The organism is Quisquiliibacterium sp. (assembly GCF_982640115.1).
Genome location: NZ_CEXFHW010000013.1, coordinates 17,660 through 40,797, shown reverse-complemented (window position 1 = coordinate 40,797; position 23,138 = coordinate 17,660). Strand labels below are relative to the sequence as shown.

The window sequence follows — 23,138 nt, the reverse complement described above, 5'->3', positions numbered from 1 at the left end:
GCCGTCGACCAGCGGGCGCCGCGCACCGGCGCGCGGTCCGCTGACCACCGCGAGCAGCGTGTCCTCGCGCTCTTCCACCGGCAGATGGGGTTCGGCCACCACCGGCTCCTCGCGCTGACGCCTCAGCATGGCGCCCCCATGGCGTCGCGACAGCCGCTCGTGCTGGCGGGAGGCCGACTGCCGGGCCAGACATGCCGGTAGGTGCTGTCCACCCGCGGCTCGGTGCGGCCGGCGGGGGCGCCAGGCGCCACCGCGGCGGGCATCGCGGGCGCCGGCATCGGCACGCGCGGTGCGGGGGAGGCACCCGCGCCGGCACCGGTGGCTGCGGCGCCACCGGACGCACCGGTGAACGCGGCGGCCGCCGCCTGGACGCGACCCGACTGCACCAGCCGCGGCGTGATCAGGATGAGACGCTCGAAGCGCTGGGTGGTCTCGCTGCGGTTGCGAAACAGGTTGCCGATCACCGGGACATCGCCGAGCACCGGCACGCGATCGGTGCCACGCTCGCTGCTCTCGCGCGTCATGCCGCCGATCAGCAGGCTCTCGCCCTCCTGGATCAGCGCCTGGGTGTTGATGGTGGAGCGGTCGACCACCGGGATCTGATCCACCTGCTGCTTCGAGATGCTGCCGTCTTCCACCGCGACGAGCAGCTTGATGCGCCAGCCTTCGCGGTCGCGGAACACATTGGGGGTCACACGCAGCGAGGTGCCGGCCGACACATTGAAGAGGTCGACCTCCTGCCGGCCGGCCACCCGCACATAGAAGGTGGAGTTGTTGTCGAACAGCGCCTCGACATTCGAGAGCGTGATCAGCTGTGGCCGCGATACCACCCGGGCCGCGCCATCGGAGGCCAGGGCATTGATGCGCGAGATGAAGTTGTAGCCGCTGCCCAGCACCGTGGACACATACATGCCCATGCCGGTCGGGGTGATCTGCTGGCCGGCGGCCAGCCGCGAGTCGGAGTCGTTCCCGCGGCCAAAGAGCACATCGTTGCGGCCGTTGATCCAGCGCCAGTTGATGCCCAGTTCCTGCAGCCGCGAGATATTCACATCGACGATGGTGGCCTCGACCTCGACCATCTGCGGTTCGAAGTCGAGGGCGGCGATCAGCTGCTCGTACATCGGCAGTCGCTCGACCACATCGCGCACGATCACGGCGTTGGAGCGCGGATCGGCCTCGACATGCGCGCCGCCCACCTGGCTCACGAGGTAACGCGAGCCCGGGCCCACCGCAGCCGCCGCACCCAGCGCGCCACGGTCGGCTCCGCGCTCGACCACCGCGCGCTCGGCACCGGCATCACCGGCATCGCCGCCCTGCCCGTTCTGCCCGAGGGTGGGCATCCGCCCGATGTCGGCCAGTCCCTTGCCGCGCAGACGAGGCTGCGACGGACGCAGAAGGGTCTCGCCCTCGGCCATCGCGGCGCCCGGCGCCGCCTGTCCCGGCACCATCGGCTGAACCAGGGTCTGACCAAGCCCGGCGGTGACATTGCGCAGCACCGAGGCCACACCCGGCACCACCAGCTGCCGCCCGCCGAAGGCAACCCGCGTGTCCTGGGCCCAGGCGTGACGCAGATAGAAGACCCGGAAGCCGATCGTGCCTGGCGGCACCGAACCCGGCGCCATTGCCGCGGAAGTGACCGTGGCAGGGGCAGGCACGCGCGGCGCCGGCACGCTGAATTCGGCGCGCACCAGGTCATCCACCTGCTGCAGAAAGCGCGGCGCCCCCAGCGCCACCAGCGTGCCGCTGCGGGTGGTGCGAAGGGTGTTGCGCGGGTCGGTCAGCCCGAGATCCTCGGCCGAGCGCAGCACCCGCGAGGCCTGGGCGGGATCGATGCCGTAGGTTCGCGTGCCGATCTCCGAGGCCGAGGTGACATGCATGACCGCGCCGTCGTGATAGCCCACCAGCGAGAAGCTGCGGGCGATCTCGCGGAACACCGAGTCGGCAGTGCCGGCAAAGCGGCCGTTGACCACGCCGGTGGCACTCTGGCTCACCGCCACCGGCACATCGATCTGCGAGAACAGGTCATTCAGGAAAGCCGGCAGCTGCTGCTCGCGGGCCACCAGACTCACCTTGCGTCCGAGGTTGGGCGCCACGCCGGCCGCTGCCTCCTGGGGCAGCGCGAGCGAGGCCAGCGCAAGCGCCGCCGCCACCGCCAGCATGGCCAGCGCGCGGGCATGACCCCGGATCATCCGCGACGGGCTCATGCCGCCTCCGCCGCGATCTGCCGGGCCGGCTCGGGCGGCACCGCGATCTTGCCCGTGACCTCCATGCGCAGCGTCGGCACGAGCTCATGGAAGGACAGCACGGCCACATCGAACAGGTCGTTCTCGATCAGCTTGCGCAGATGACGCCGCACCTCGATGGTGGTGAGCAGCACCGGCGTGCCGGTGCGCGCCACCTCGGCGCCGATCGCCGCCACCAGCCGCTCGGCAAAGGGCGGATCAATGGCCAGCTGCTGGGAGTGACCCGCGGTGCGAACGGACTGTTTCAGATGATTCTCCAGGTCGGGGTCGAGCAGCAGCGCGCGCAGCACGCCGCCGGGCGCATGGCGGTGACACAGCTCGCGCCGCAACGCGATCCGCGCGAACTCGGTGAGGGTGTGGACATCGCTGTCGCGGTCCGCCGACTCGACGATGCCGCCGAGCAGGGAACGCAGGTTGCGCACCCCCACCTCCTCTTCCACCAGCCGACGGAACACCTCGGCAAAGCGCGACACCGGCACCAGCCGCTGCGCCTCCTTGACCAGGTCGGGCAGGTCCTCGGCGGCGCGGGTGAAGAGCTGTGACACCTCCTGCGAGCCCACGAACAGCGAACACTGCCGGCGCAGCGCCTGAGCGCAGGCGGTGACGATGCCCTGAACCCCGTCGGGCGCGGTCTCGCCGCTGGCGATCGGCACCTCGAAGGCCAGCAGGCGCCAGCTCGAGCGCGGCAGCGAGGGATCGAAGTGCAGCGACACCCGCGGCAGGGCCACGCCCAGCCGAAGGTTGAAATCGCGCAGCACCGCATCGAGCCGGCGGGCAAGATCGGCGGGTCAACCTGCCGCGCCTGCGGCCCGCTGATCTCGAGCAGCAGCATCACCATCGGCTGGGGAACCACCTCGGCAGAGCGGGTGACCACCACCGCGCTCTCCTCCTCGGGGCGCTTGCGCCAGCTGCTGGCCGGGCGCAGGTAGCGCTGCAGACGCTCGCGCAACTCCGGCGTCAGCATGGCGCCGGTGATCATCAGCGTGAGACCGGCCACCACGAAGACCACCGCCGGAAAGCCCGGTACCAGCGCCATCAGCAGCGAGATGCCACCGGCCACCAACAGCACCCGCGGCTTGGCCATCACCTGCTTGCGGATGGAATCGCCGAGATGGCGGTCGGTCTCGTCGCCATTGGTGCGGGTCACGATCAGGCCGGCGGACATCGCCGCGAGCAGCGCCGGGATCTGCGAGACCAGGCCGTCACCGATGGTGAGGATGGAGTACTTCACCAGCGCGCTGGACATGTCCATGCCCCGCTGCAGCACGCCCACCGCCAACCCGCCGACCAGATTGATCAGGATGATCACGATGCCGGCGATGGCGTCGCCCTTGACGAACTTCATCGCGCCATCGAGGTTGCCATGCAGCTTGCTCTCGAGCTCCAGGGCCGAACGCTTGCGACGGGCCTCGTGCTTGTCGATGAGACCGGCGCGCAGGTCGGAGTCGATCGACATCTGCTTGCCGGGCATGGCATCCAGCGAGAAACGCGCTGCCACCTCGGCCACCCGCTCGGCGCCCTTGGCGATCACGATGAACTGCACCACCGTGATGATCAGGAAGGTCACCAGCCCGACCACCAGATTGCCGCCGGCCACCATGGCGCCGAAAGTGTCGATGATGTGACCGGCATTGCCCTCGAGCAGGATCATGCGGGTGGTGGCAATGCCCAGAGACAGCCGGAACAGCGTGGTCACCAGCAGCACGCTCGGGAAGGCCGGAAACTCCGAGGGCGAGGCGATGTAGATCGCCAGCAGCAGCAGGGTCACGCCGCACAGGATGTTCACCGCCACCAGCGCGTCGATCGCGAGCGCCGGCAGCGGCAGGATCATCAGCGCCACGATCGCGATCACGCCGGCCACCAGCACCAGGTCGCTGAAGCGCGAGAGCAGGCCCTCGGCCTGCGGCTTGCCGCTGGCGCGGAAGTAGGCTTCCAGGCTCATCGACGCGCTCCTTCCGGTGCGCGGCCCGCGCTCAGTTCACGGTAGGCTGCAAGCACATCACGCACATAGGCCGTGGTCTCCGGGTAGGGCGGCACGCGGCTGCCGTGGCGGCGCACCGCGCCCTCGCCAGCGTTGTAGGCCGCCAGCACCAGCGACAGGTCATTGCCGAACTCGCCCTGCAACCACTTCAGGTAGGCCGCACCCGCAGCGACATTGAGCGCCGGATCATGCAGATGGCTTTCCGACTGCACGCCGAAACGGGCTGCGGTCTGCGGCATCACCTGCATCAGGCCGCGCGCGCCTGCGGGCGACACCGCCTCGGGACGATGACGGCTCTCCACCCAGGCCACTGCATGCAGCAGCAGGGGGTCGATGTCGTTGCGCTGAGCCGCGGCCATCAGAACGCCATCGGCCTCCCGCATGCGGGAAAGCGACCGCGGCTCCCCGGCCTGCACCCGCGGCGCCGGCGGGCGCTCGGCAGGCGGACGCGAGGCCGGCGGCTCGGCGCGACCGCCCTCGGGTCGCGGTGCGGGCGATGCCGGAAACACCGGCAAGGGCGCGGGCAGCACCGGCATCGCCGCAGGCTCGGCGGGCGGCGGCTCGGGGGCAAGCAGCCGGGCCGTGGCGGGGTCGGGGTCGATGCGGCGCAACGCCGGCATAACCGGCACATCACGCGATGCTGCGGCCTGCTGCGGCACGGTCACGGCTGCGCAGGGTCCGAGGGCCAGCGCGAACTTCGCTCGCGCTGGAGATTCCTGGCCGCCGCCGATCAGGGTCTGCGTCAGCGCGCAGCCCATGGGCTCCCGGGCATCTGCCGGCAATCGCGACAGGATCGATTGCGCCCAAGCCGATGCCGGCAGGACCACCGGCAGCCACAGCGCCACAGCCGCGCACGCCAGACGACCGCGCGCAGTCCCGGACGAATCCGCCGGACGGCAGGCTTGAGTCGACGACACGGACAGCTTGGCGCTCATGATCGAACTTATTATCTGAAGCGGTGCGCGCCATGGCGGTGCACTAATGCACGAACAAGCGTGGCCACCACGGACATGCATCACGGATTCGGGGCCACCCTGAACCGCCCTTCTAGCAGCGAGCCCGATGTCTGACCAGCAGGATTCCGGCGAACGCACCGAACAGCCAACCGAGCGGCGACTCAGAGATGCGCGCCGTCGCGGCGAGGTCAGCAAGAGCCGCGAGGTGGGCGCCACGGTGGGGCTGCTGGCCACGCTGGTGGTGGGCAGTCTCGTGGTCGGTTACGCCGGCGCGCAGCTGTCGGCCCTCATCGAGCTGGCCATCGGCTCGATCGACAAGCCCTTCGACATCGCCATGCGGGAAGTGAGCCGCGCCGGCGCCTGGGCGCTGGTGGGCATCGTGCTGTCGGTGGCCGCGCCCGTGGGCTTGCTGGTCCTGCTGGCGGAGTTCCTTCAGGTGGGTCCGGTCTTCAGCACCGAACCGCTCAGCCCCAAGCTGGAGCGGCTCAATCCGGTGGAAGGCCTCAAGCGGATGTTCCAGGCCGAGAACCTGATCGAGCTGATCAAGTCTCTGGCCAAGACCGCGCTGCTCGGCCTGATCGCCTGGCTGGTCACCCGCGAGATGTTCATGCGGGTGAGCGCGCTGCACCACGGTTCGGCACAGGCCTTCGGCGAGGCCTTGCGATCATCCACCGTGCTGCTGCTGGGCTGGACCGTGGCGATCTTCTCCGTGGTGGCGGTGGCCGATGTGCTGTATCAGCGGTACGCCTACCTCAAGAAGATGCGCATGAGCCGCGACGAGATCAAGCGCGAGCACAAGGAGGATGAGGGCGACCCGCACATCAAGGGCAAGCGCAAGCAGCTGCATCGTGAATGGGCCGAGAACAATGCCGTGCTGTCGGCCGAGCAGGCGCACCTGCTGGTGATGAACCCCACCCATGTGGCCATCGCGCTCGACTACCACCCCGAGAAGACGCCCATCCCGGTGGTCAGCGCCAAGGGCGAGGATGCCCTGGCCATGGAGATGCGTGACCGGGCCCAGCAGGCCGGCGTGCCGGTGCTGCGCGACATCAGCCTGGCGCGCACCCTGCTTCACCGCGCCGAGGTTGGCGAGATCGTGCCCGATGATCTGTTCGATGCCGTGGCCCAGGCGATCGTCTGGGCCAAGGGCATGCGCGATCAGGCAGCCGCGAAGACCGCGGCGGGCTGAGCATGCCGCCGCGGCAGCGGTCAGCCTTGCTGCCGGAAGAGCTGCTGCAGGCCGTCCGAGGTGCGGTTGGCGACATTCGAGGTGAGCTGGCAGTGGAACATGAATTCCTGGCAGCGCACCGTCAGCATGATCATCTCGCCCGGCGTCAGGGTGGAACCCTTCGCGCTCAGGGCGCCGGCCTTCGCCTGCATCTGCGAGGCCTCGGCACTCAGGTGCTCGAAGGGCTTCATCAGCTGCTTCATGGTCGGCGAGCTGGCGGCCGAGGCCGGCGGCTGCACGGACGATGCCTGACCGCCTGCGCGCGCGGCGGCAGCATCGAAGCGCGACAGGTCGGTGAGCGAGAAGGTCGGGTCGGCGGGCTTGATCGCGGGCGTTGCCGCAGGCACGCCGGAACCGAGAGAAGCGACGGACATGGCGGGAGCGGCCTTTGTCAGCCTTTGCGAGCCATGGTCTCGAGCGCCTGACCCACCGAGGTGAGCGAGGACGACGAACTGGTGGCCATGAACTGCATCTTGGCCGACTCCGCCGAGAGCATGGTCAGGGTGGAGGGCTTGTCGTCACCCTCGTTGATCTGCTGCGCCAGGCTCTCGAGCTGACCGGCCTGACCGTCGAGCGACTGGCCCCAGGCATTGGCGAGGGCCTCGTACCAGGTGGACTTCTTGCCGCCGTTGGCCACATTGCCAGCCGCCGAGGTCTGGATGTTGCCGGAAATGTTCTGGAAGTTCAGGTTGCTCATGATGTCCGTCCGATGATGCGTTGACCGGGAGAGCGCTCGCGCAGGTTCAGGGCACACCCGCACGCGAAGCCTCGACAGGCCTGCAGTCTGGCATGGCCGCTGATGCCGGGCCAAGCGCCCATTCATCGGTCTGAGCGGCTATTTCGAGGCTGTCGTGACTTTTCTCACGCGGACACCGCTTGCCGGGCTGGGGCGAACCCCAGCTATCGCACGCCCCAGCTTTCCCGGGCCTGCGCCACGATGGTCCACTGCGGTCGTCGCCAACACACCGGCGCCATCCAAACACCACGAGGACACCCATCATGACCGTCGCCGCCACCTCCGCCGTCAACTGCAACACCGTTTCGCCGACCTGCAACAAGCCCACCTGGCAGATCACCTCCCAGAACAGCGGCAGCGCCACCACGGGTGGCACCATGACCGTCAAGCTCGACAACGGCTACGAGCTGCAGTTCAGCGAGAACAGCTCCCAGATCAAGATCATCAACAACTGCACCACGCCGCCGGAAGTCACCACCATCTGGGGCGACCCGCATGTGGACTGGAACGGTGTGGCCGGCGACGAGGGCCGCTTCTTCGGCACCGCCACCTTCGTGCTCGCCGACGACACCAAGATCACCGTCAACACCGTGCCCTACAACAACGGCAATGAGTGGCTGGCCAACAATGTGGTCGTCACCAAGGGCGACCAGTCGCTGATCGTCGATGGCCTGGCCCAGACCACCAAGGGCGACTTCAAGGTCTACCAGGGCATGAACGGCAAGGAACTCGACAAGCTCGTGGGCGACGGCAAGCTCACCGTGTACGAGAACGCCAACGGCATCGGCTGGGTGACCACAAAAGGCGGCTGCGTCCTCGCGAAGCAATCCGACTTCGACAAGACCAAGGTCTGCGCCGATGATCCCAAGGCCCCCGATCTGTGCAAACAGCTCGAGACCCTCTACGGCTGCGACAAGCCCGGCGGTGGCGGCGACTGCGACGACGACCATGGCGGCGGCGACAAGCACTGCTGCCCGAGCTGGCTCGAGATCATCGCCGGCAAGTGGGGCGACCTGCTCGACTGCCAGGCCAAGAAGCTGGAAGAGCTGGCCAAGAAGCTGCAGGATTGCACCGACGACAAGCTGCGTCCGAGCATCACCCAGGAGCTGACCGTCGCCTCGCAGCAGTTCCAGCTCTACTCCACCCAGGCCATGACCATGACCAACTCGCTCAGCACCGCCCTGCAGAGCCTGGCACGCGCCGGCTGATGCCGACGACGGCCCGCCGGGCAACAGCCCGGCAGGCCGTCCCGCAACAACGGCTGCCCATGCTGGGGTCAACCCCAGCTAGGGCGGACCCGAGCTAGCACGCGCCCCATCTGGCAAGCCACCTGATCGCCGGGTTCAATCGCAGCTCGCGAAGCGGCGGCCGCCGCATCGCCGCACTGCCGTCCTTCGAGCGCCGCCATGACCGTCACAACCGTCCTACCGAGCTTCCAGCAGGCACTGCCCGCCGCCTTCAGCCAACCGGCGCTCTGGCGCGTGATGCCGATGGGCGGCGATGCACACGGCGTGGCGATCCGCCTGAGCAACGGCCACCAGCTGCAGATCGACGAGGCCAGTAGCCAGGTGCGGATCATCAACACCGAGGCCCAGCCGCCGGTGACGACCACCCTGCCTGACGATCTCTCGGGCAGGACCGGCAGCGGCTCCGATCTGTCGGGCCCGTTGCGGTTCATGCTGAATGACGGCACCAAGATCACCCTGCAGGTGAGCCCCGGCGCGAACGGTGCCGGGCCGCGCATCGAAGGCCTGGTGGTCACCCGCGACGAGCAGTCGCTGATCGTCGATGGGCTGGGTTCGCGTCGCGGCGGCGATTTGCGCTGCCTGCCCGGCCTGAACGGTCAGGCACTCGACCGGTTGCTGGGCAACAGCATGCCGACCGTTCGCGAGACCGCGCAAGGCAGCGGATGGACTCCCGACCGCGCGGGCTGTGCCCCCATCAGCACGGCAGGCGCGGGCACCGCCTGCGCCAGCGGCCCATCACTGCCAGATCTGCGTCGCCAGCTCCAGTCGCTCTACTGCGGGAGCTGCGAACCCGCAACCCAGCCGGTTCACGGCAAGCACGGGTATGGCAAGCACGGCATCGGCGGGGCCGGCTATGGCAAGCACGGCTGCGATGTTCACGCCGGCAAGCATGGGTATGGCAAGCACGGCATCGGCGGGCATGGCTATGGCAAGCACGGCATCAGCGGCTCCGACTGCGGTACCTCGCCGGTCTACCACGGCAAGCACGGTGCGAGCGTGCATCACGGCAAGCACGGCGGCAGCACCTACCTGGGCAAGCATGGCTGCGAGAGCGTCCCTGTCTACCCGGGCTGCGGCCCCATCCCCGTCCATCACGGCAAGCATGGCGTGAGCGGCGGGCATGGCAAGCACGGCGCCTACGGCAAGCACGGCGTGGGCTGCTGAGCCCGACGCACCACGCCGATGGCCGAGCGCGCCGACAGCAGCCCGCTGCCCACGCCTGCCTTCAGCGCGGGCGGATTGCGCCGAGCTTGCGCAGCACCGGTCCCCAGTGGGCCTTGAAGTCGTCGAGAAAGCCGCTCGCCCAGGCCTCGGTCACCCGGAAGGCAAGCAGCTCCGGCCAGTCCCGGTTGAGCCGATCTGCCAGACGCGCACCCGGGACACCGGGGCCGTCTGCATCGAGACACAGCACGGCCAGTGACGAGCTCACATCGAGGCGGATCGCCGAGCCCAGCCGAGGGGCTGCCATGTGGCCGAAGCCGTTATCGCGCAACCGGGATGCCAGCAGCACCCGGGCGCTGTCGGCCGCGAGAGACCAGTCCTCGGCGACGCACGCTTCATCGTCTGGTGCAGGCTCGATCAGGAACGCATAGTGGCGGGAGAGCTCGAGCAGTTGCGCGGTCTCGAGCACCAGCCGCGGCGAGTGGCGCCGCAGCCTCGGCAGGGCCGCGAGTTCGCGCAGCGTGAGCCTGCCGGCCACGCAGCCGGTGGTGATCGCATCGACCAGATCATCCGTCAGGCTGAATCGGCGCGAGCCGCAGATCAGCTCGGCCGGAATGTCACGCAGCGGTGTGATCGTGGTGAAGGCCTGATCCCACAGGGGGCTGTCTTCCAGGTCGGTTGCGGCCGGCCAGGCGCGCATGTAGAGGTCGGTTCGAAAACCGTCGTTGCGCAGCAGGCTGCTCGCGATCTCGCGTTCCTCGAAGTCCGCGATGCGGGCAATGTAGTCGAGGCAGGCTGGCGGCACACGCTCGAAGGGCAGGTTCGGCCGGGTCTCGGCCTGCGCCACGAACACCAGCCCCTGGCGACGCGCCTGCGCAAAGAGGGTCGAGCAATAGAGCGGCGCGAAATGACGGTTGCAGAACTCGTGCGCCACATAGCGCGGGTCTTCGGCGCGCAGCATCTCGAGATGCTCACCCGCGACCGGGTTCTGCGCGAAGTACGGCACCCCGGCCTCCCGCAGGAACTCGAGAAAACGCAGGCCCTCGCTGACCCGCGCCACCGAGCCCCCCGGCAGGTCGGCGATGTGATGATCGAGCAGCCGCCACAGGGGTTCCTTTGCCGACCAGCCCGGCAAGGCGTTGTATGACACATAGGCCATGCCCTGCGGCGCGAGGTGCTGGCCGATGAAGCGCAGCAGGCCGTCACGCACCTCGGCGTCGACCCAGGCATAGACGCCGTGCGCGGTGATGTAGTCGAAGACGCCCCAGGGCATCGCACAGGCCTGCGTGATGTCGGCCTGCAGGAACACCAGGTTGCCCAGCCCGGCCGACCGCGCAAGCTCGGTGGCTGCAGCGATGTGCACCGGGTTCAGGTCGATGCCCAGGAAGCTGCTGTCAGGGTGCAGCGCCGCCAGCATCGCCAGCGTGGCACCGTTGCCGCAGCCGAGCTCGGCATAACGAAAGCCCGCGATCGGCGTCGCGGGATCGAAGCCGGCACAGCGCATCGAGTGCCGCATGCGGGCCGGGCTCTGGAGATCGAAGTAGCGGGCGGTGTAGGGCTCGTCGAGCACATAGCCGCGCCCCTCGGGCGCGCAGGGCTGCTCGGCGGCAGGACGCGCCCCGCGATGTGATGAGGAGGTCATGCCGGCGGCGTCTCAGTCGTGGGTGAGGTGGACCAGGCGGAACAGCCCCGACAAGGGCGCCGGGACACGCTTGAGTTCTTCGAAGCCCATCTGCAGCGGCGGGAAGCGGCTGAAGTTGACCGCATCCCGGAACCAGCTGCGCTGGTAGACGATGCTCAGCACCGGCCGATCACGGCCGGACCGGTTGGCCAGACCCCGGTGCAGCAGCCGGTAATCGAAGAGCAGGCCGCTGCCGAGGGGCAGCGGGTGGGTCTGGCCGCCCTGCAGGCCGTGCGGGTCTCCCTCGCCACGATGACTGCCCTTGAAGAGCTCGGTGCCGCCAACCTCGTCATCCGTGGCGACCAGCGGAACCAGCAGCGTGACCGCGTGGGGTGGCAGCCAGGCGCCGCCGGCAGCGTGCGGATAGAGCGGCGGATGATCGGCATGCAGGTGCTGGGCGCTGGCGCCCGGGCGCGAGACCACCAGGGTGATGCTGCCGATGAGGAAATCGGGTCCGAGCAGAGACGACATCAGCCGCAACACGAGCGGCTGGGCGTAGAGGGCCGGCGTGTTGAAGGGGCCCGCCAGCGGCAACGGGTGCATCACACGCTGATCACCCACCGGCAGGCCCTCCTGGGAGCCGGGCGGTTGCGCATCGTGATGCGCCAGACAGGCCGCGAGCAGACGGGCGGGAAAGGCCTCCTGCAGCGCCAGACAGCCATGCTCGGCGAGCATGCCCGAACCGACATCGGCCGCGATCGTCAGCAGCGAGTCATCCTGTCGGGCAGCGCCATCGACCGAGAGCGCGGGGACGGTGCCGGGCGCGCGCGCCGCCGCCTCGGCCTGGGCCCAGCGGGCCACGGCCAGCGCGGTCGCCGGCCGGCGGGCCATGAGGGTTTCGCCAGCGTCGTTCCCGACATCGCCGGCATCGCCCGCATCGCCGGCATCGCCCGCATCGCCCGCAAGCGTGCCTCCCGCCGCCCCCAGCAAGGCCTCGGCGCCGCGTTCACGGGCGAGATCGAGCAGAAGATCCTCGCGCTGATGCGCGGCAAGCAGATGAATGATCGCGCTGCTGGCCAACGGGTGCGGCAGCGCGAGGCGCGCGCACCAGGCCAGGATCGCGTCCGAGATCGCGACCAGATCGGGCACACAGACCTCGCGGCTGGCGTCATCGTGGGGCGGGTATTGGGCATAGGCGGTGAGCCGCACCAGCAGGCCGGCCAGCACCGCGGCGGGCAGGCCGGCGCGAATCGAGGCGAGCGGTGCCACGCCCTCCGAGGCCAGGCACTCGGCGTAGCAGGCGGCGAGGAACGACGACTCATCCCGGTCGTGCAGCCCATCGGTCAAGGCGGTGGCCGGCCCGATCAGACTGCTCAGGGACAGGCCGACCGGGCCGATCAGGGCATTGTCCCAGTCGTGGAAGACCCGCTGCCCGTCGGCCAGCACCGCCACATTGCTGAGGTGCAGATCACCGTGCTCCAGCGTGAGCGGCAACGCATCACAAGCCTCGAGCCGGGCCCGCAGCGGCGTCCGGGCTGCGGCAAGCGCATCGCCGATCAACCCGGCGCGGCGCGGACCGAGGAAGTCGGCCAGGCGGGCGACGGTATCCGCCTGAGGGTCGTCGAACCGGCCACCGAGGAACCGATCCACGCGCGCCAGCAGTTCGCTCAGCGACCAGCGCGGCACCGCCGAGAGCCGGTCAAGCCCCGCGACCGCGACGGCCTGCAGGCGCGCATAGGCCTGCAGGACAGCCTGCCGTTCCTCGACTGGCGCGTCGGGCGCGATGGCATGACCGCCGTGATCGGCACTGAGCAGCAAGCCGCGCTCGGCATCGACTGCGAGCACGCGGGAGACCGCGTCCCCGAGCAAGGCCGAGATCGCGGCGGTGGTCGCTGCCGCTGCGGCCTGTGCCGGGGGGAGGCACTTCAGGAAGCAGGGGCCCGGCTGCGCATCGAGCCGCAGGGTGATCCCCCAGGGCGAGCGCCGGATCAACGCCGCGCGCCGAATGGCCCGGTGCTCCGCCGCCCAGGCGAGGGCGGCGTCAGGCTCACACGGGCCGAACACCGAAGGCCTCAAGCAAGAGGGCGCCCGCAGGCGCCCTCAGAGTCCGGCAAGCCGGGGTCACCGCGCTGCCGCCCGACCCCGCGGGGCCTTGGAGCGCTGCGCCGCGGGCGGACCATCGCGGGCGGTGAGGCTGCGCTTGCCGCCCGGCTTGGTGGAGCGCAGGGTGAGCATCACCCCGGTGAGCACGAGCATGGCGGCGAACAGACCCGCCGCGGCCTGCACCCGCCAGTCGGCGAGCAGGCTGCCGATATCGTCGTCAGCGGGTTCGGGTGCCTTGGCAGCAACCGGCGCTGGTGGCTGGGACGGTGCGGGCGGCGTGATTGCGGGGGCAGCCGCGGGGGCCGGCGCAGGAGCCGGGACCGCTGAGGCATCGGCGGCTGCGACCTGAACGGGGGGATTGCCCGCGGGTGGGATCGGCGCCGCGCCGGGGGCCGGCCCGATCGCCGAGACCGGCGTGACGCCCGCCGCGCCCGGCTCGACCGGACGCCGCTGCGCGTTCTCCTGCAGGCGGGCTAGCTGCCGATCGCGGATCTCGAGCAACCGGTTCAGGTCATCGACATTCTTCTGCAGATCGCGGATCCGCGAATCCGCCTCGGCCTTGGCGGTCTCAAGCGCGGCCACCCTGGCGGCCTTGTCGCTGCCGAGACGACCCTTGCCGCCCGCCTTGCCACCCTCGCCCGAGAGCACCAGTCGATCGGCCGGCGGCGCACCGGCGGCGCGAGCGGGCGTTGCGGGCTTCACCTCGGCGCTGGCTTCGTGCCGGGGCGCGGCGCGCAATTCGGCGTCGTCGGGAACCTGCAGCAGCACGCCGGCAGCCAGGCGATCCGGGCTGCCCCCGAACGCCGCCTGGTTGCGCCGATACAAGGCCAGCACCGCTTGCCGGTCGGTGACATCGGCCGGCTTGAACTGCCGCACGATGGTGGAGGCGGTGTCGCCCGGACGGACGCGCACGCTGCGCCCGGGTTTCGCCTCGGCCACCAGGGATCGGGCGTCGGGCTTGCCCGGCGCAGCGCCGCCCGCGGCAGACACCACCGGATTGACGGGCGGCAGGCTCGCAGGAGCGACGGCAGTCTGGCTGGGCGCAGGCTCGGCCACCCGCGGGGGCTCGGGCTCCTCGACCCGGGAGGGCACGGGCGTGAGGTCCAGGCGCCGCGGATTGGGCTCGGCGGCATCGGGCGTGCTGGCCGAAGGCCCGGACGCCGAAGCCGGTCCCGCGGCTGGCGCGGGCGTTGCGGCGGGCGCAGGCACCGGCGAGACAGCCACCGGCGCACTGGCTGATGCGGTGGTGGAGAGCTGGTAGTTGCGCAGGTACCGTCCGAACCGGCCGGACAGCACCAGCACCATGTTCAGTTCGGGATCAGCCACCGGGCCACGGCTGGCGATCCGGACCGTGACCGTGTTGCCCGGCCGCCGCTGGACGCGAACCAGCGCGCCTTCCAGCGCTGCCGGGTAGGGCAGTCCGAGACGGGCATAGTCCTCGCGCGAGCCGATCGCCGCATCGATGCTGTCGGCATCGGCCGCCGAGACATCGCGGATCTCGATCTCGGCCCGCAGCGGATCACCGAACTCGGAAAGCACCGACATGCCGCCCAGGGCGGGGGCGGCCAGCGCATGGGGCGCGCCGACACACAAGGCCAGCGCCAGCGCCGAGGCCCGCACCGGACCGGCGACGCGACGCGATGGACGCGCGGCAACGGCTTGACAGGTCTGGAAGGTCACCATTCGGACGGCGCAAGGCCAGCAGACTAGGGGACCACCGATGCTACACGCGGGATGAATCGGCCCCAAAGGCCGCATGAGGAGAGGAGGTTTCGGGCAGACTGCCGGCGCACCGCTATAGTGCCTACCGCGGGCAACGCTCCGTCGCCCGTGCCCCGCCCTCTGCCCGGATACCTTCCATGACCGCTGTGTCGCCTGCCCGCCTGATGCGGTTCCTGGCTCTGCTGATCCTGCTTGGCACCGTGGGCGTCGCGCGCGCCCAATCGGGCCCGACCGGCTCGGGCGAGTCTGCCGGCAAGGACGCTCAGGCTGCCCGCTGGGTCATCAGCACCAGCCTCTACACCCGGCATTTCCATCCCAGCCCCGATCACAACAACCAGCAGCGCCTGATCGGCCTGGAACGCATCCGCGATGACGGCTGGCTGGCCGGACTGGCCCACTTCCACAACTCGTTCGACCAACCCAGCACGCTCGCCTTCATCGGCCGTCGCTGGGACTCCACCGAACGGCTGCCGGGAGCCTACCTGAAGGTCGTGGGCGGCCTGCTTCATGGCTACAAGGGCGAGTACCGCGACAAGATCCCCTTCAACCGCTCCGGCATTGCGCCGGTGGTCATCCCCTCGGTGGGCTGGCAGATCGGTCGTGGCTCGCTGGAGATGGTGCTCTTCGGCAACTCCGGGGTGATGTGGACCGTCGGTTACGCGATTCGCTGAGGCAAGGGCGCCCACCGGCGCGGGGGGGCTCACTGGCGCGACGGGCCGCGCTGCCCCTGGTCCTGGCCGGCGTGCTCCTCCAGAGCGGCTGCGCCGCGCTTGACGAGCAGTTGCGCATGGCGGTCTACCGGCCTTCGCGTGCCCTGCCCGACCCCCTGCCCACACCGGCCGCGCCCGACGAGCGCTGGTTCGTGACCTCCGACGACGCGCAGTCCGCCGGGCAGCGCCTGCAGCTCTGGTGGATGCCAGCCGCCCGCACGGACGCGCCGACCGTGCTCTACCTGCACGGCAGCTTCCGCAACCTCTACCGCAACCAGCCCAAGATGCAGGCCTTGCGCGAGGCAGGCCTGTCGGTGCTGGCGGTGGAGTATCGCGGCTGGGGCGAGAGCAGCCCGGCCGTGCCCGACGAAGCCAGCCTGCTGGCCGACGCGCACCGAGCCTGGCGTGAACTCGTCCGACGCCAGCCCGATCCGAGTCAACGCCTGATCTTCGGCCACTCCCTGGGCGGCGCGGTGGCGGTGGCCCTGGCCGCAGCCCTGCCCAGGGGCGAGTGCGCCGGGCTGATCCTGGAATCGACTTTCAGCAGCCTGCCCGATCTGGCCGGCCAGCAGGCGCGGCCGGCGGCCTGGCTGGCGCGGATCGCCGGATTCGGTTTCGACTCACGCGAACGCCTGGCCACGCTGCGACTGCCCCTGCTGATGCTGCATGGCGAGGCCGACCGTACCGTGCCGATCGGCCTCGGCCGACGGCTGTTCGAGGCTGCACCGCCGGGCGCGCGCTTCATCGCGATCGCGCAGGGCAACCACAGCGACCTGCATGCGCAGGCCGCGGATGCCTACCGCGCTGCGCTGCAGACCTTCACGGCCTCGCTGCCGCGCTGAACGCAGGCGGCATCAGACCGGGTCGGCGAAGTTCGGCAGCCGCTTCTCGAGGTTGGCACGCACCGCCTCGGCCTGGTTGGGGCTGCCGATCAGACGGGCCTGCTCCACCGACTCGGCCAGCAGGATGGCGGCGGGATCGCCCTGATCGGCCACGGTGAGCAGCCGCTTGGCCGCGCGCAGGGCGTGCGGATTCTTCTGGCTCATCTCGCGGGCGGTCTGCAGCGCGGTCTGGTAGGGATCGTCGCAGACCCGGGTGGCCAGGCCGAGCGCCTGCGCCTCGCGGCCATCGACGATGCGGCCGGTGTAGGTGAGTTCGCGGATGACATCCGAGCGCATCAGCGTGCGCATCAGCAGCGCCCCCCCCATGTCGGGCACCAGACCCCACTTGATCTCCATCACGCACAGACGGGCGTCGGGCGCGATGTAGCGCAGGTCGGCGCCAAGCGCGACCTGCAGGCCGCCGCCGAAGGCCACCCCGTGCACCGCGGCAATCACGGGCACCGGCACCTGGGTCCAGATCATGGCGGCCTGCTGCGCGGCATTGGCCAGGCCGTGGCTGCGCCAGGTGATGTCGCGGCCGGTGGTGCCGGCCACCGGCCCGGCGCCCTGCCCGCCCTGGGCCATCTGGCCGAAGCGCGAGGTGTCCAGGCCTGCGCAGAAGGCACGGCCCTCGCCGGAGAGCACCACCGCACGCACCGACGGCATGCGCGAGACCCGCTCGCCGGTCTCGATCAGGGCGGCAAACATGGTCGCATCGAGCGCGTTCATCTTGTCGGCGCGCCACAGGCGGACATCGGCCACGCCATCGGCATCGATGCGCAGCCGCACCCGTTCGCCCACCATCTCGTCGATCAGCATTCTGGTTCTCCCGGTTCCGGATGAGGATGGACGCGCGATGCCGCGCGCCCGCGTTGTCAGACCCGCCGCAGTCGGAACACCGACAGGCCGGTGGCCAGCACGAGGCAGACCGCCGCGGCGATGAGCAGCGTGGCCGCGCCGACCGGCAGCAGCGGACCGGCCGGCGTGGCAAGCAGCACCCCGCCGACCATGAGCAGCAGTCGCACCGGCCATTCCAGCGCGCCCAGCCCTTGCAGGTTGCCCACCATCAGCAGATAGCCCTGGATGCCCCCGCAGATGAAGCAGATCCCGATGCCGCACTTGGCGGTGAGCCAAAGCGCCTGCGCCCAGGACCCCTGCAGCACCAGCGCGGGGTCGAGCACGAAGAAGAAGGGCAGGAAGTAGATGATCGAGCCCACCCGCATGGACTCCCAGCCGGTCTTCATGGCCGGGGCGCCGGCAATGCCGGCGGCCGCGAAGGAGGCGATCGCCACCGGCGGCGTGATCGAGGAGAGCATGCCCCAGTAGAAGACGAACATGTGGACGGCCATCTTGTTCAGGCCGGCCTTCTCGAGGGCCGGGCCGACCAGGATGGCGAGGAAGATGTAGCAGGCGGTGGTGGTGAGGCCGAGGCCCAGCACGAGGCTGGTGACCGCGGTCATGGCCAGCAGCAGCAGCGCATCGCTGCCCGCGATGCGAAGCAGATCGCTGGCCAGGCTGGAGATCACCCCGGTCATGGAGAAGGCGCCGATGAGCAGGCCGCAGCCGGCCAGGATGCCGATCAGCTCGACGAAGGTGCGGCCGTTCACCTCGAAGAACTTGAGCACCGTGGCCCAGGTCCACTTCTCGCGGTTGAGGGCCTGGTTGAGGACCAGCAGCAGCAGGGTGGCCCAGAACGGCGCGTGGCTTTCGCGCTTCATCACCAGCAGCATGAAGATCAGCAGCGCGATCACGAACAGGTAGTACCAGCCCTCGCGGAAGGTCTGCCGCAGGGTGGGCAGTTCGCTGCGCGGCAGGCCGGCCAGACCGTGGCGCGCGGCATAGGCGTCCACCTGCATGAACAGGCCGAAGTAGTAGAGCAGCGCCGGGATGACCGCGGCGAGCGCCACCTCGGCATAGCTGACGCCCAGGAACTGCGCGATCACGAAGGCGGTGGCGCCCATGACCGGCGGGGCGAGCACCGCGCCGGTGGAGGCGCAGGCCTCGATCGCCCCGGCATAGGTGGCGCGAAAGCCGGTGCGCTTCATGACCGGGATGGTCATGGTGCCGGCGGTGAGCACATTGGAGACGATCGAGCCCGACATCATGCCCAGCAGCGCGCTGGCGAAGATGCAGACCTTGGCCGCGCCGCCGCGCAGCGTGCCGCACAGGGCGAAGGAGAGGTTGATGAAGAAACGCCCTGCCCCGGTCATCATCAGCGCCGAGCCGAACACCAGGAAGCCGATCACGGTCTCGGCGAAGGCCTGCAGCGGGATGCCGAGCAGGCTCTCGGCCGAGAGCATGTGGTAGACCGCCGCCTGCTCGAGGGTGTACTGCTGGCCCTTGAGCGGACCGAGCCAGGCCGAGTCGGCGAACACCGGGTACAGCGTGAACGGGAGGATGGACAGCAGCAGGCTCCAGCCCCCGGTGCGGCGCAGGCCTTCCATGAGCACCGCCCACATCAGGTAGCTGGCCCAGATGACCGAGGTCGGCGCGCCGGTGAACTCCCAGCCGAGCTCGGCGGCGCGGCGGATGTTGACCATGAGGAACACCGACACCGCAGCGGTGAGCACGAACAGCAGCGCGTCGTACCACGGCACCCGGTTGACCGGCGCGCCAGCAGAGCCCGGAAACACCAGGAAGACAAAGGGCAGCGAGACCAGCAGCAGGCCGTAGTAGTACTCGGTGTTCAGCGGCGTGAAGCCGACGAAGAACTTGAGCGTGAACTGCTGGTTCACGCACAGGAAGATGGTGAGCGCGGCGGCGCCGATCAGCAGCCAGCGCCAGGCGCCGGGCAGGGACCGGACGCGGGTGATCTCGGAGTCGAGCGGCGCGGCGTGCGGATCGTCGAAGGCAGGCGGGGGACTGGCGGGGGTGGGGGTCAAGGCAGGGCCTTCGGCTCGCGTCGCGGGATCGGTCGATCATAGCCGCCCTCCGCGGCGGCCGGCCGGCCGCGGACCAAGCCCCGGAATGGCCGCCCTCGGCCCGTCAGCGGAATCGGACCCTCGGGTGGCGCGGCCCTCACCCGCCGGGTTTGTCGGATCGGCCCCGATGTGGTTCGATCGCGGCTACCGGCCGCACCGGGCGGCGGGTTCATCCAGGGAGCACACCATGCGCGCCATTCTCGTCGGAATCGTTCTGTCGGCCTTCGCGGCCACCGCCTTCGCCGAAGGCGAAACCTGCAGCGCCCGCTCGGCCGAGAAGAAGCTGGCCGGCGCGGCCGAGACCAGCTTCATGAAGAAATGCACCAAGGACGCCAAGGCGGCCTGCGAGAGCGCGTCGGCCGAGAAGAAGCTGGCCGGCGCCGCCAAGACCAGCTTCATGAAGAAGTGCGAGAAGGACGCGGTGGGCGGCTGAGCCCACCACGGGCCGCACTCAGGCGGCCGCGGTCTCCATGTCGATGACCACCCGGCCGAGCACACGGCCGGCCTTGAGTTCATCGAGGGTGCGGTTGATCTCGCTGCAGGCGCGCACTTCCACCGGGGTGCGGGCGAGCTTGCCCGACTGGGCAAGCAGCACCAGCTCGCGCAGCTCGGCCAGATTGCCCACGTACGACCCGCCCACGGTGATCGCGCGCTGGGCCAGCGGCGGCAGCGGCAGCGTGATCTGACCGCCATACAGACCGCACATGATGTAGCGCCCGCCCTTGCGGAAGGCGCCGATCGCCAGCTCGGCCGTGGCCGGCATGCCCACCAGGTCGATCGCACCGGCGAGGTTGTCCTGGGTGAGCGCCTTGAGCCGGGCGACCGCATCGGCGCCACGGGTGTCGAGGCTGACCCGCGCACCGAGAGCGACCGCCTGGTCGAGCTTGGTCTGGTCGACATCGCAGGCCACGATGTTCTCGACGCCGCGGGCGCGCAGGATCGCGATGGTGGCCATGCCCAGGCCGCCGCAACCGATCACCGCCACCCAGTCGCGGGCGGTGAGCTCCGGGAGCTTGCCGATGGCGCTGTAGGCGGTCAGACCGGAGCAGGCCAGGGTGGCGGCATAGGCTTCGTCGAGGCCTGCGGAGTCGATGAGGTACTTCGCATCGGGCACCACGAGATGCGTGCCGTAGGCGCCCTGCGACATCACGCCGATGAACCGGCCGGCCAGGCAGTAGTTGTCCTGCCCGGCCTCGCAGACCGCGCACTTGCCGCAGCCGATCCAGGGATAGACCAGGCGCCGGTCGCCCACCTTGACGCCGGTGACCTCGGGCCCGACCGCCTCGACCACGCCGAACGGTTCGTGTCCGACGGTGAACGGCGGCACGCAGCCGCGATCGCGGACATAGAACCGATTGCCGCCGCCGAGGTCGAAGTAGCCGTCCCAGATGTGCAGGTCGGAGTGGCAGATGCCCGAGCGGGTGACACGAACCAGCACCTCCTTGCCCTGGGGACGCGGCGTTTCGCGAAGCCGCACCTGCAGGGGTTTGCCGTGCTCGATGACGTCGTAGCTGATCATGGAAGTGACTCCCGCGGGGCGTTGTGACGGATGGGCGGCCCGTGCCCGGCAACGGCGCCACCCGCCGATGGTATCGCGGGCAACCGGCCGGCCATTCCGCTAAACCCACCCACCCGCCATGACCGCATCGGCCGATGCTGCAGACCGACTTGCCGGCCGGGTGGCTCGCCATGCCGCGTCCAGGGATGCCCCGGCGATGCCCGCCTGCGCCGGCTTATCATCGCGGGCCTCGTCGATCCCGGAGTCGTCCCATGCCCAACCTCACCCGCCGCGCGCTGAGCGCGCTGCCTCTCGCCGCCCTGCCCGGCCTGGCGGCCGCCCAGGCGTTCCCGGCCAAGCCCGTGCGCCTGATCTGCCCCTTCCCGCCGGGTGGCGCGGTGGACATCGCCTCGCGGGCCGTGGCCGCCGAGATGAGCAAGACCCTGGGCCAGCCGGTCACGGTGGAGAACAAGCCCGGCGCCGGCGGCAACATCGGCGGTGCGGAAGCGGCACGCTCCGCACCGGACGGCTACACGCTGTTCATGACCACCAGCGGCATCAGCGCCATCAACCCGGTGCTGTACCGCAAGATGCCCTTCGACCCCAACAAGGACCTGATCCCGGTCTCGGCGCTGGTCTCGCTCTCGAATGTGCTGGTGGTGCACCCCTCGGTGAAGGCCAACTCGGTGGCCGAGGTGCTGGCTCTGGTGCGGGCCAGCCCCGGCAAGGTGACCTATGCCTCGAGCGGCTCGGGAACCAGCATCCACATGTCAGCCGAGATGTTCAAGCATCTCACCGGCACCGACATCGTCCATGTGCCCTACAAGGGCAGCGCCCCGGCGCTCACCGATCTGCTTGGCGGACAGGTGCAGATGATGTTCGACAACATTCCCTCGGCCCTGCCGCACATCAAGGCCGGCAAGCTGCGGGCGCTGGCCACCACCGGCGCGCGCCGGGACCCGGCGCTGCCCGATCTGCCCACCGTGGCCGAAGCCGGCGTGCCGGGCTACGAGGCCGGGGTGTGGTTCGGCCTGGCGGTGCCAGCGGGCACGCCCGCCGATGTGGTCGCACGGCTGAATGCCGAGGCGGTCAAGGCCACGCGCTCGCCCGACTTCGTGCGCCGCATGAGCGAGCTGGGCTACCTCATCCTGGGCACCAGCGCCGAGCAGATGGCATCGATGCAGCGTGCCGAGCAGGCCCGCTGGGCGCCGGTGGTCAAGTCCTCGGGCGCCACCGCCGACTGACGCGTCGGCACTCAGACCGGCATGACGGTCACGCGCACCGTCAGTTGCTGGGCGCCGCCGCCGCGCACCACGCCGCGCAGCGGCGGCACATCGCCGTAGTCGCGCCCCCATCCCAGGGTGATGAATCCCTGGTCGGCGAGGCGGCCGTTGGTGGGATCGACATCGACCCAGCCCAGCCCGGCCAGCCAGACCGCGACCCAGGCATGCGAGGCATCGGCGCCGATCAGTCGCGGCTGGCCCGGCGGGGGCTGGGTGAGCAGATAGCCGCTCACATACCGCGCTGGCAGGCCCAGCCCACGCAGTCCGCTGATCATCAGGTGGGCGAAGTCCTGGCAGACGCCGCGACGGCGCGAGAGCACCTCCGCAAGCGGTGTGCCCACCTGGGTGGCGTCGGGGTCGAAGCGGAAGCTGCCGCGGATGCGGCGTGCCAGGCCGAGCAGCGCGGCCAGCGCATCGCGCCCCGGCACGAACTCCTGGCGCGCCAGCGACAGCGCCTCGGGCAGCAGCGGCACGAAGGGTGAGCCCAGCCCGAACTGGGCAAGCTCCCAGCGCAGTGCCGGCTCGCCCTCGCGCAGGGCGCGCGCCGAGACCTCCCAGGCATCCGCCTGGGACGGCAGCGCCGCGGCCCGCACCAGGACCTCGGCATTGCTGAAGACCTGCAGCCCGGCATGCGCGCCGGGCACGGCGAATCGCTGCACGGGATTGCCGAAGTAGTCCACGCCCTCGGCCATCTCGGCGGCGGCGGGCGCCACCCGCAGGGTGTGATCGCACAGGGTCTGACGCGCCGTCTGGCGCGGCCGAAGATGAGCGAGCTGCCAGGCGCTGTCGGCCGGCCACTCGTAGCGGTACTCGGTCTCGTGGTGGATCCGGTAGCGGCTGGCCATGG

The 23,138-nt window shown here is 70.2% G+C and carries 19 protein-coding genes and 1 pseudogene; 7 read left to right on the top strand and 13 right to left on the bottom strand.

What is annotated here, in order from left to right; translation table 11 throughout:
* Positions 1-122: 122 nt before the first annotated feature.
* The 4 genes and pseudogenes from sctC to AC2H6A_RS03065 all read right to left on the bottom strand — a co-directional run bounded on the left by sctC (position 123) and on the right by AC2H6A_RS03065 (position 4,889).
* A complete protein-coding gene (gene sctC / locus AC2H6A_RS03080) occupies positions 123-2,204 on the bottom strand; it encodes a type III secretion system outer membrane ring subunit SctC (protein ID WP_484271664.1) in 2,082 nt (693 codons plus the stop codon).
* Positions 2,201-2,803, bottom strand: coding sequence for an FHIPEP family type III secretion protein (locus AC2H6A_RS03075; RefSeq protein ID WP_484271663.1), 603 nt, complete (start codon positions 2,801-2,803; stop codon positions 2,201-2,203). The genes sctC and AC2H6A_RS03075 overlap by 4 nt, the downstream gene beginning before the upstream one ends.
* Positions 2,804-3,213: 410 nt before the next feature.
* Positions 3,214-4,074: pseudogene (locus AC2H6A_RS03070) on the bottom strand (FHIPEP family type III secretion protein); the annotation flags it as partial.
* A 107-nt stretch (positions 4,075-4,181) separates the two neighbouring features.
* Positions 4,182-4,889, bottom strand: coding sequence for a lytic transglycosylase domain-containing protein (locus tag AC2H6A_RS03065; protein WP_484271662.1), 708 nt, complete (start codon positions 4,887-4,889; stop codon positions 4,182-4,184).
* A gap of 397 nt (positions 4,890-5,286) precedes the next feature.
* On the opposite strand from AC2H6A_RS03065, the gene sctU reads away from it, so the two are divergent.
* Positions 5,287-6,369, top strand: coding sequence for a type III secretion system export apparatus subunit SctU (gene sctU, locus AC2H6A_RS03060; RefSeq protein ID WP_484271661.1), 1,083 nt, complete (start codon positions 5,287-5,289; stop codon positions 6,367-6,369).
* Between the two features lie 20 nt (positions 6,370-6,389).
* On the opposite strand, the gene AC2H6A_RS03055 is transcribed toward sctU, so the two are convergent.
* Positions 6,390-6,782: a hypothetical protein gene (locus tag AC2H6A_RS03055; RefSeq protein WP_484271660.1), complete on the bottom strand. Its 393-nt coding sequence runs from the start codon at positions 6,780-6,782 to the stop codon at positions 6,390-6,392.
* 17 nt (positions 6,783-6,799) lie between these two features.
* On the bottom strand, positions 6,800-7,105 hold the full coding sequence (locus tag AC2H6A_RS03050; protein WP_484271659.1) for a hypothetical protein: 306 nt from the start codon (positions 7,103-7,105) through the stop codon (positions 6,800-6,802).
* Positions 7,106-7,407: 302 nt separating this feature from the next.
* Between AC2H6A_RS03050 and AC2H6A_RS03045 the strand changes: the two genes are divergently transcribed.
* Positions 7,408-8,352, top strand: coding sequence for a DUF1521 domain-containing protein (locus tag AC2H6A_RS03045; RefSeq protein WP_484271658.1), 945 nt, complete (start codon positions 7,408-7,410; stop codon positions 8,350-8,352).
* 198 nt (positions 8,353-8,550) lie between these two features.
* The gene (locus tag AC2H6A_RS03040) at positions 8,551-9,555 is read left to right on the top strand and encodes a DUF1521 domain-containing protein (RefSeq protein ID WP_484271657.1); all 1,005 of its coding nucleotides are present in this window, start codon (positions 8,551-8,553) and stop codon (positions 9,553-9,555) included.
* Between the two features lie 61 nt (positions 9,556-9,616).
* Here the strand turns inward: AC2H6A_RS03040 and AC2H6A_RS03035 are convergent, their stop codons facing one another.
* The 3 genes from AC2H6A_RS03035 to AC2H6A_RS03025 form a co-directional block, all read right to left on the bottom strand.
* Positions 9,617-11,194: a methyltransferase gene (locus AC2H6A_RS03035; protein ID WP_484271656.1), complete on the bottom strand. Its 1,578-nt coding sequence runs from the start codon at positions 11,192-11,194 to the stop codon at positions 9,617-9,619.
* Positions 11,195-11,206: 12 nt separating this feature from the next.
* Positions 11,207-13,018, bottom strand: coding sequence for a phytanoyl-CoA dioxygenase family protein (locus AC2H6A_RS03030; protein ID WP_484271655.1), 1,812 nt, complete (start codon positions 13,016-13,018; stop codon positions 11,207-11,209).
* Between the two features lie 276 nt (positions 13,019-13,294).
* Positions 13,295-14,956, bottom strand: a complete 1,662-nt coding sequence (locus tag AC2H6A_RS03025) for a type IV pilus assembly protein FimV (protein ID WP_484271654.1) — start codon at positions 14,954-14,956, stop codon at positions 13,295-13,297.
* 179 nt (positions 14,957-15,135) lie between these two features.
* Here AC2H6A_RS03025 and AC2H6A_RS03020 point away from each other — a divergent pair, with 179 nt between their 5' ends.
* The gene (locus AC2H6A_RS03020) at positions 15,136-15,669 is read left to right on the top strand and encodes a sn-glycerol-3-phosphate transporter (protein WP_484271653.1); all 534 of its coding nucleotides are present in this window, start codon (positions 15,136-15,138) and stop codon (positions 15,667-15,669) included.
* A gap of 71 nt (positions 15,670-15,740) precedes the next feature.
* Positions 15,741-16,550 (top strand): alpha/beta hydrolase, encoded by an 810-nt coding sequence (locus AC2H6A_RS03015; RefSeq protein ID WP_484271652.1) that lies wholly within the window; start codon positions 15,741-15,743, stop codon positions 16,548-16,550.
* Between the two features lie 12 nt (positions 16,551-16,562).
* Here AC2H6A_RS03015 and AC2H6A_RS03010 read toward each other — a convergent pair whose 3' ends face one another.
* On the bottom strand, positions 16,563-17,408 hold the full coding sequence (locus tag AC2H6A_RS03010) for a crotonase/enoyl-CoA hydratase family protein (protein ID WP_484271651.1): 846 nt from the start codon (positions 17,406-17,408) through the stop codon (positions 16,563-16,565).
* 56 nt (positions 17,409-17,464) lie between these two features.
* The gene (locus AC2H6A_RS03005) at positions 17,465-19,471 is read right to left on the bottom strand and encodes a TRAP transporter permease (RefSeq protein ID WP_484271650.1); all 2,007 of its coding nucleotides are present in this window, start codon (positions 19,469-19,471) and stop codon (positions 17,465-17,467) included.
* A gap of 226 nt (positions 19,472-19,697) precedes the next feature.
* On the opposite strand from AC2H6A_RS03005, the gene AC2H6A_RS03000 reads away from it, so the two are divergent.
* A complete protein-coding gene (locus AC2H6A_RS03000) occupies positions 19,698-19,943 on the top strand; it encodes a hypothetical protein (RefSeq protein ID WP_484271649.1) in 246 nt (81 codons plus the stop codon).
* Between the two features lie 18 nt (positions 19,944-19,961).
* Here the strand turns inward: AC2H6A_RS03000 and AC2H6A_RS02995 are convergent, their stop codons facing one another.
* Positions 19,962-21,029: an alcohol dehydrogenase gene (locus AC2H6A_RS02995; protein ID WP_484271648.1), complete on the bottom strand. Its 1,068-nt coding sequence runs from the start codon at positions 21,027-21,029 to the stop codon at positions 19,962-19,964.
* A gap of 251 nt (positions 21,030-21,280) precedes the next feature.
* Between AC2H6A_RS02995 and AC2H6A_RS02990 the strand changes: the two genes are divergently transcribed.
* Positions 21,281-22,252, top strand: a complete 972-nt coding sequence (locus AC2H6A_RS02990) for a Bug family tripartite tricarboxylate transporter substrate binding protein (protein WP_484271647.1) — start codon at positions 21,281-21,283, stop codon at positions 22,250-22,252.
* A gap of 11 nt (positions 22,253-22,263) precedes the next feature.
* On the opposite strand, the gene AC2H6A_RS02985 is transcribed toward AC2H6A_RS02990, so the two are convergent.
* Entirely contained in the window at positions 22,264-23,136 is an 873-nt protein-coding gene (locus AC2H6A_RS02985; protein WP_484271646.1) for a transglutaminase family protein, read from the bottom strand.
* Between the last annotated feature and the right edge of the window lie 2 nt (positions 23,137-23,138).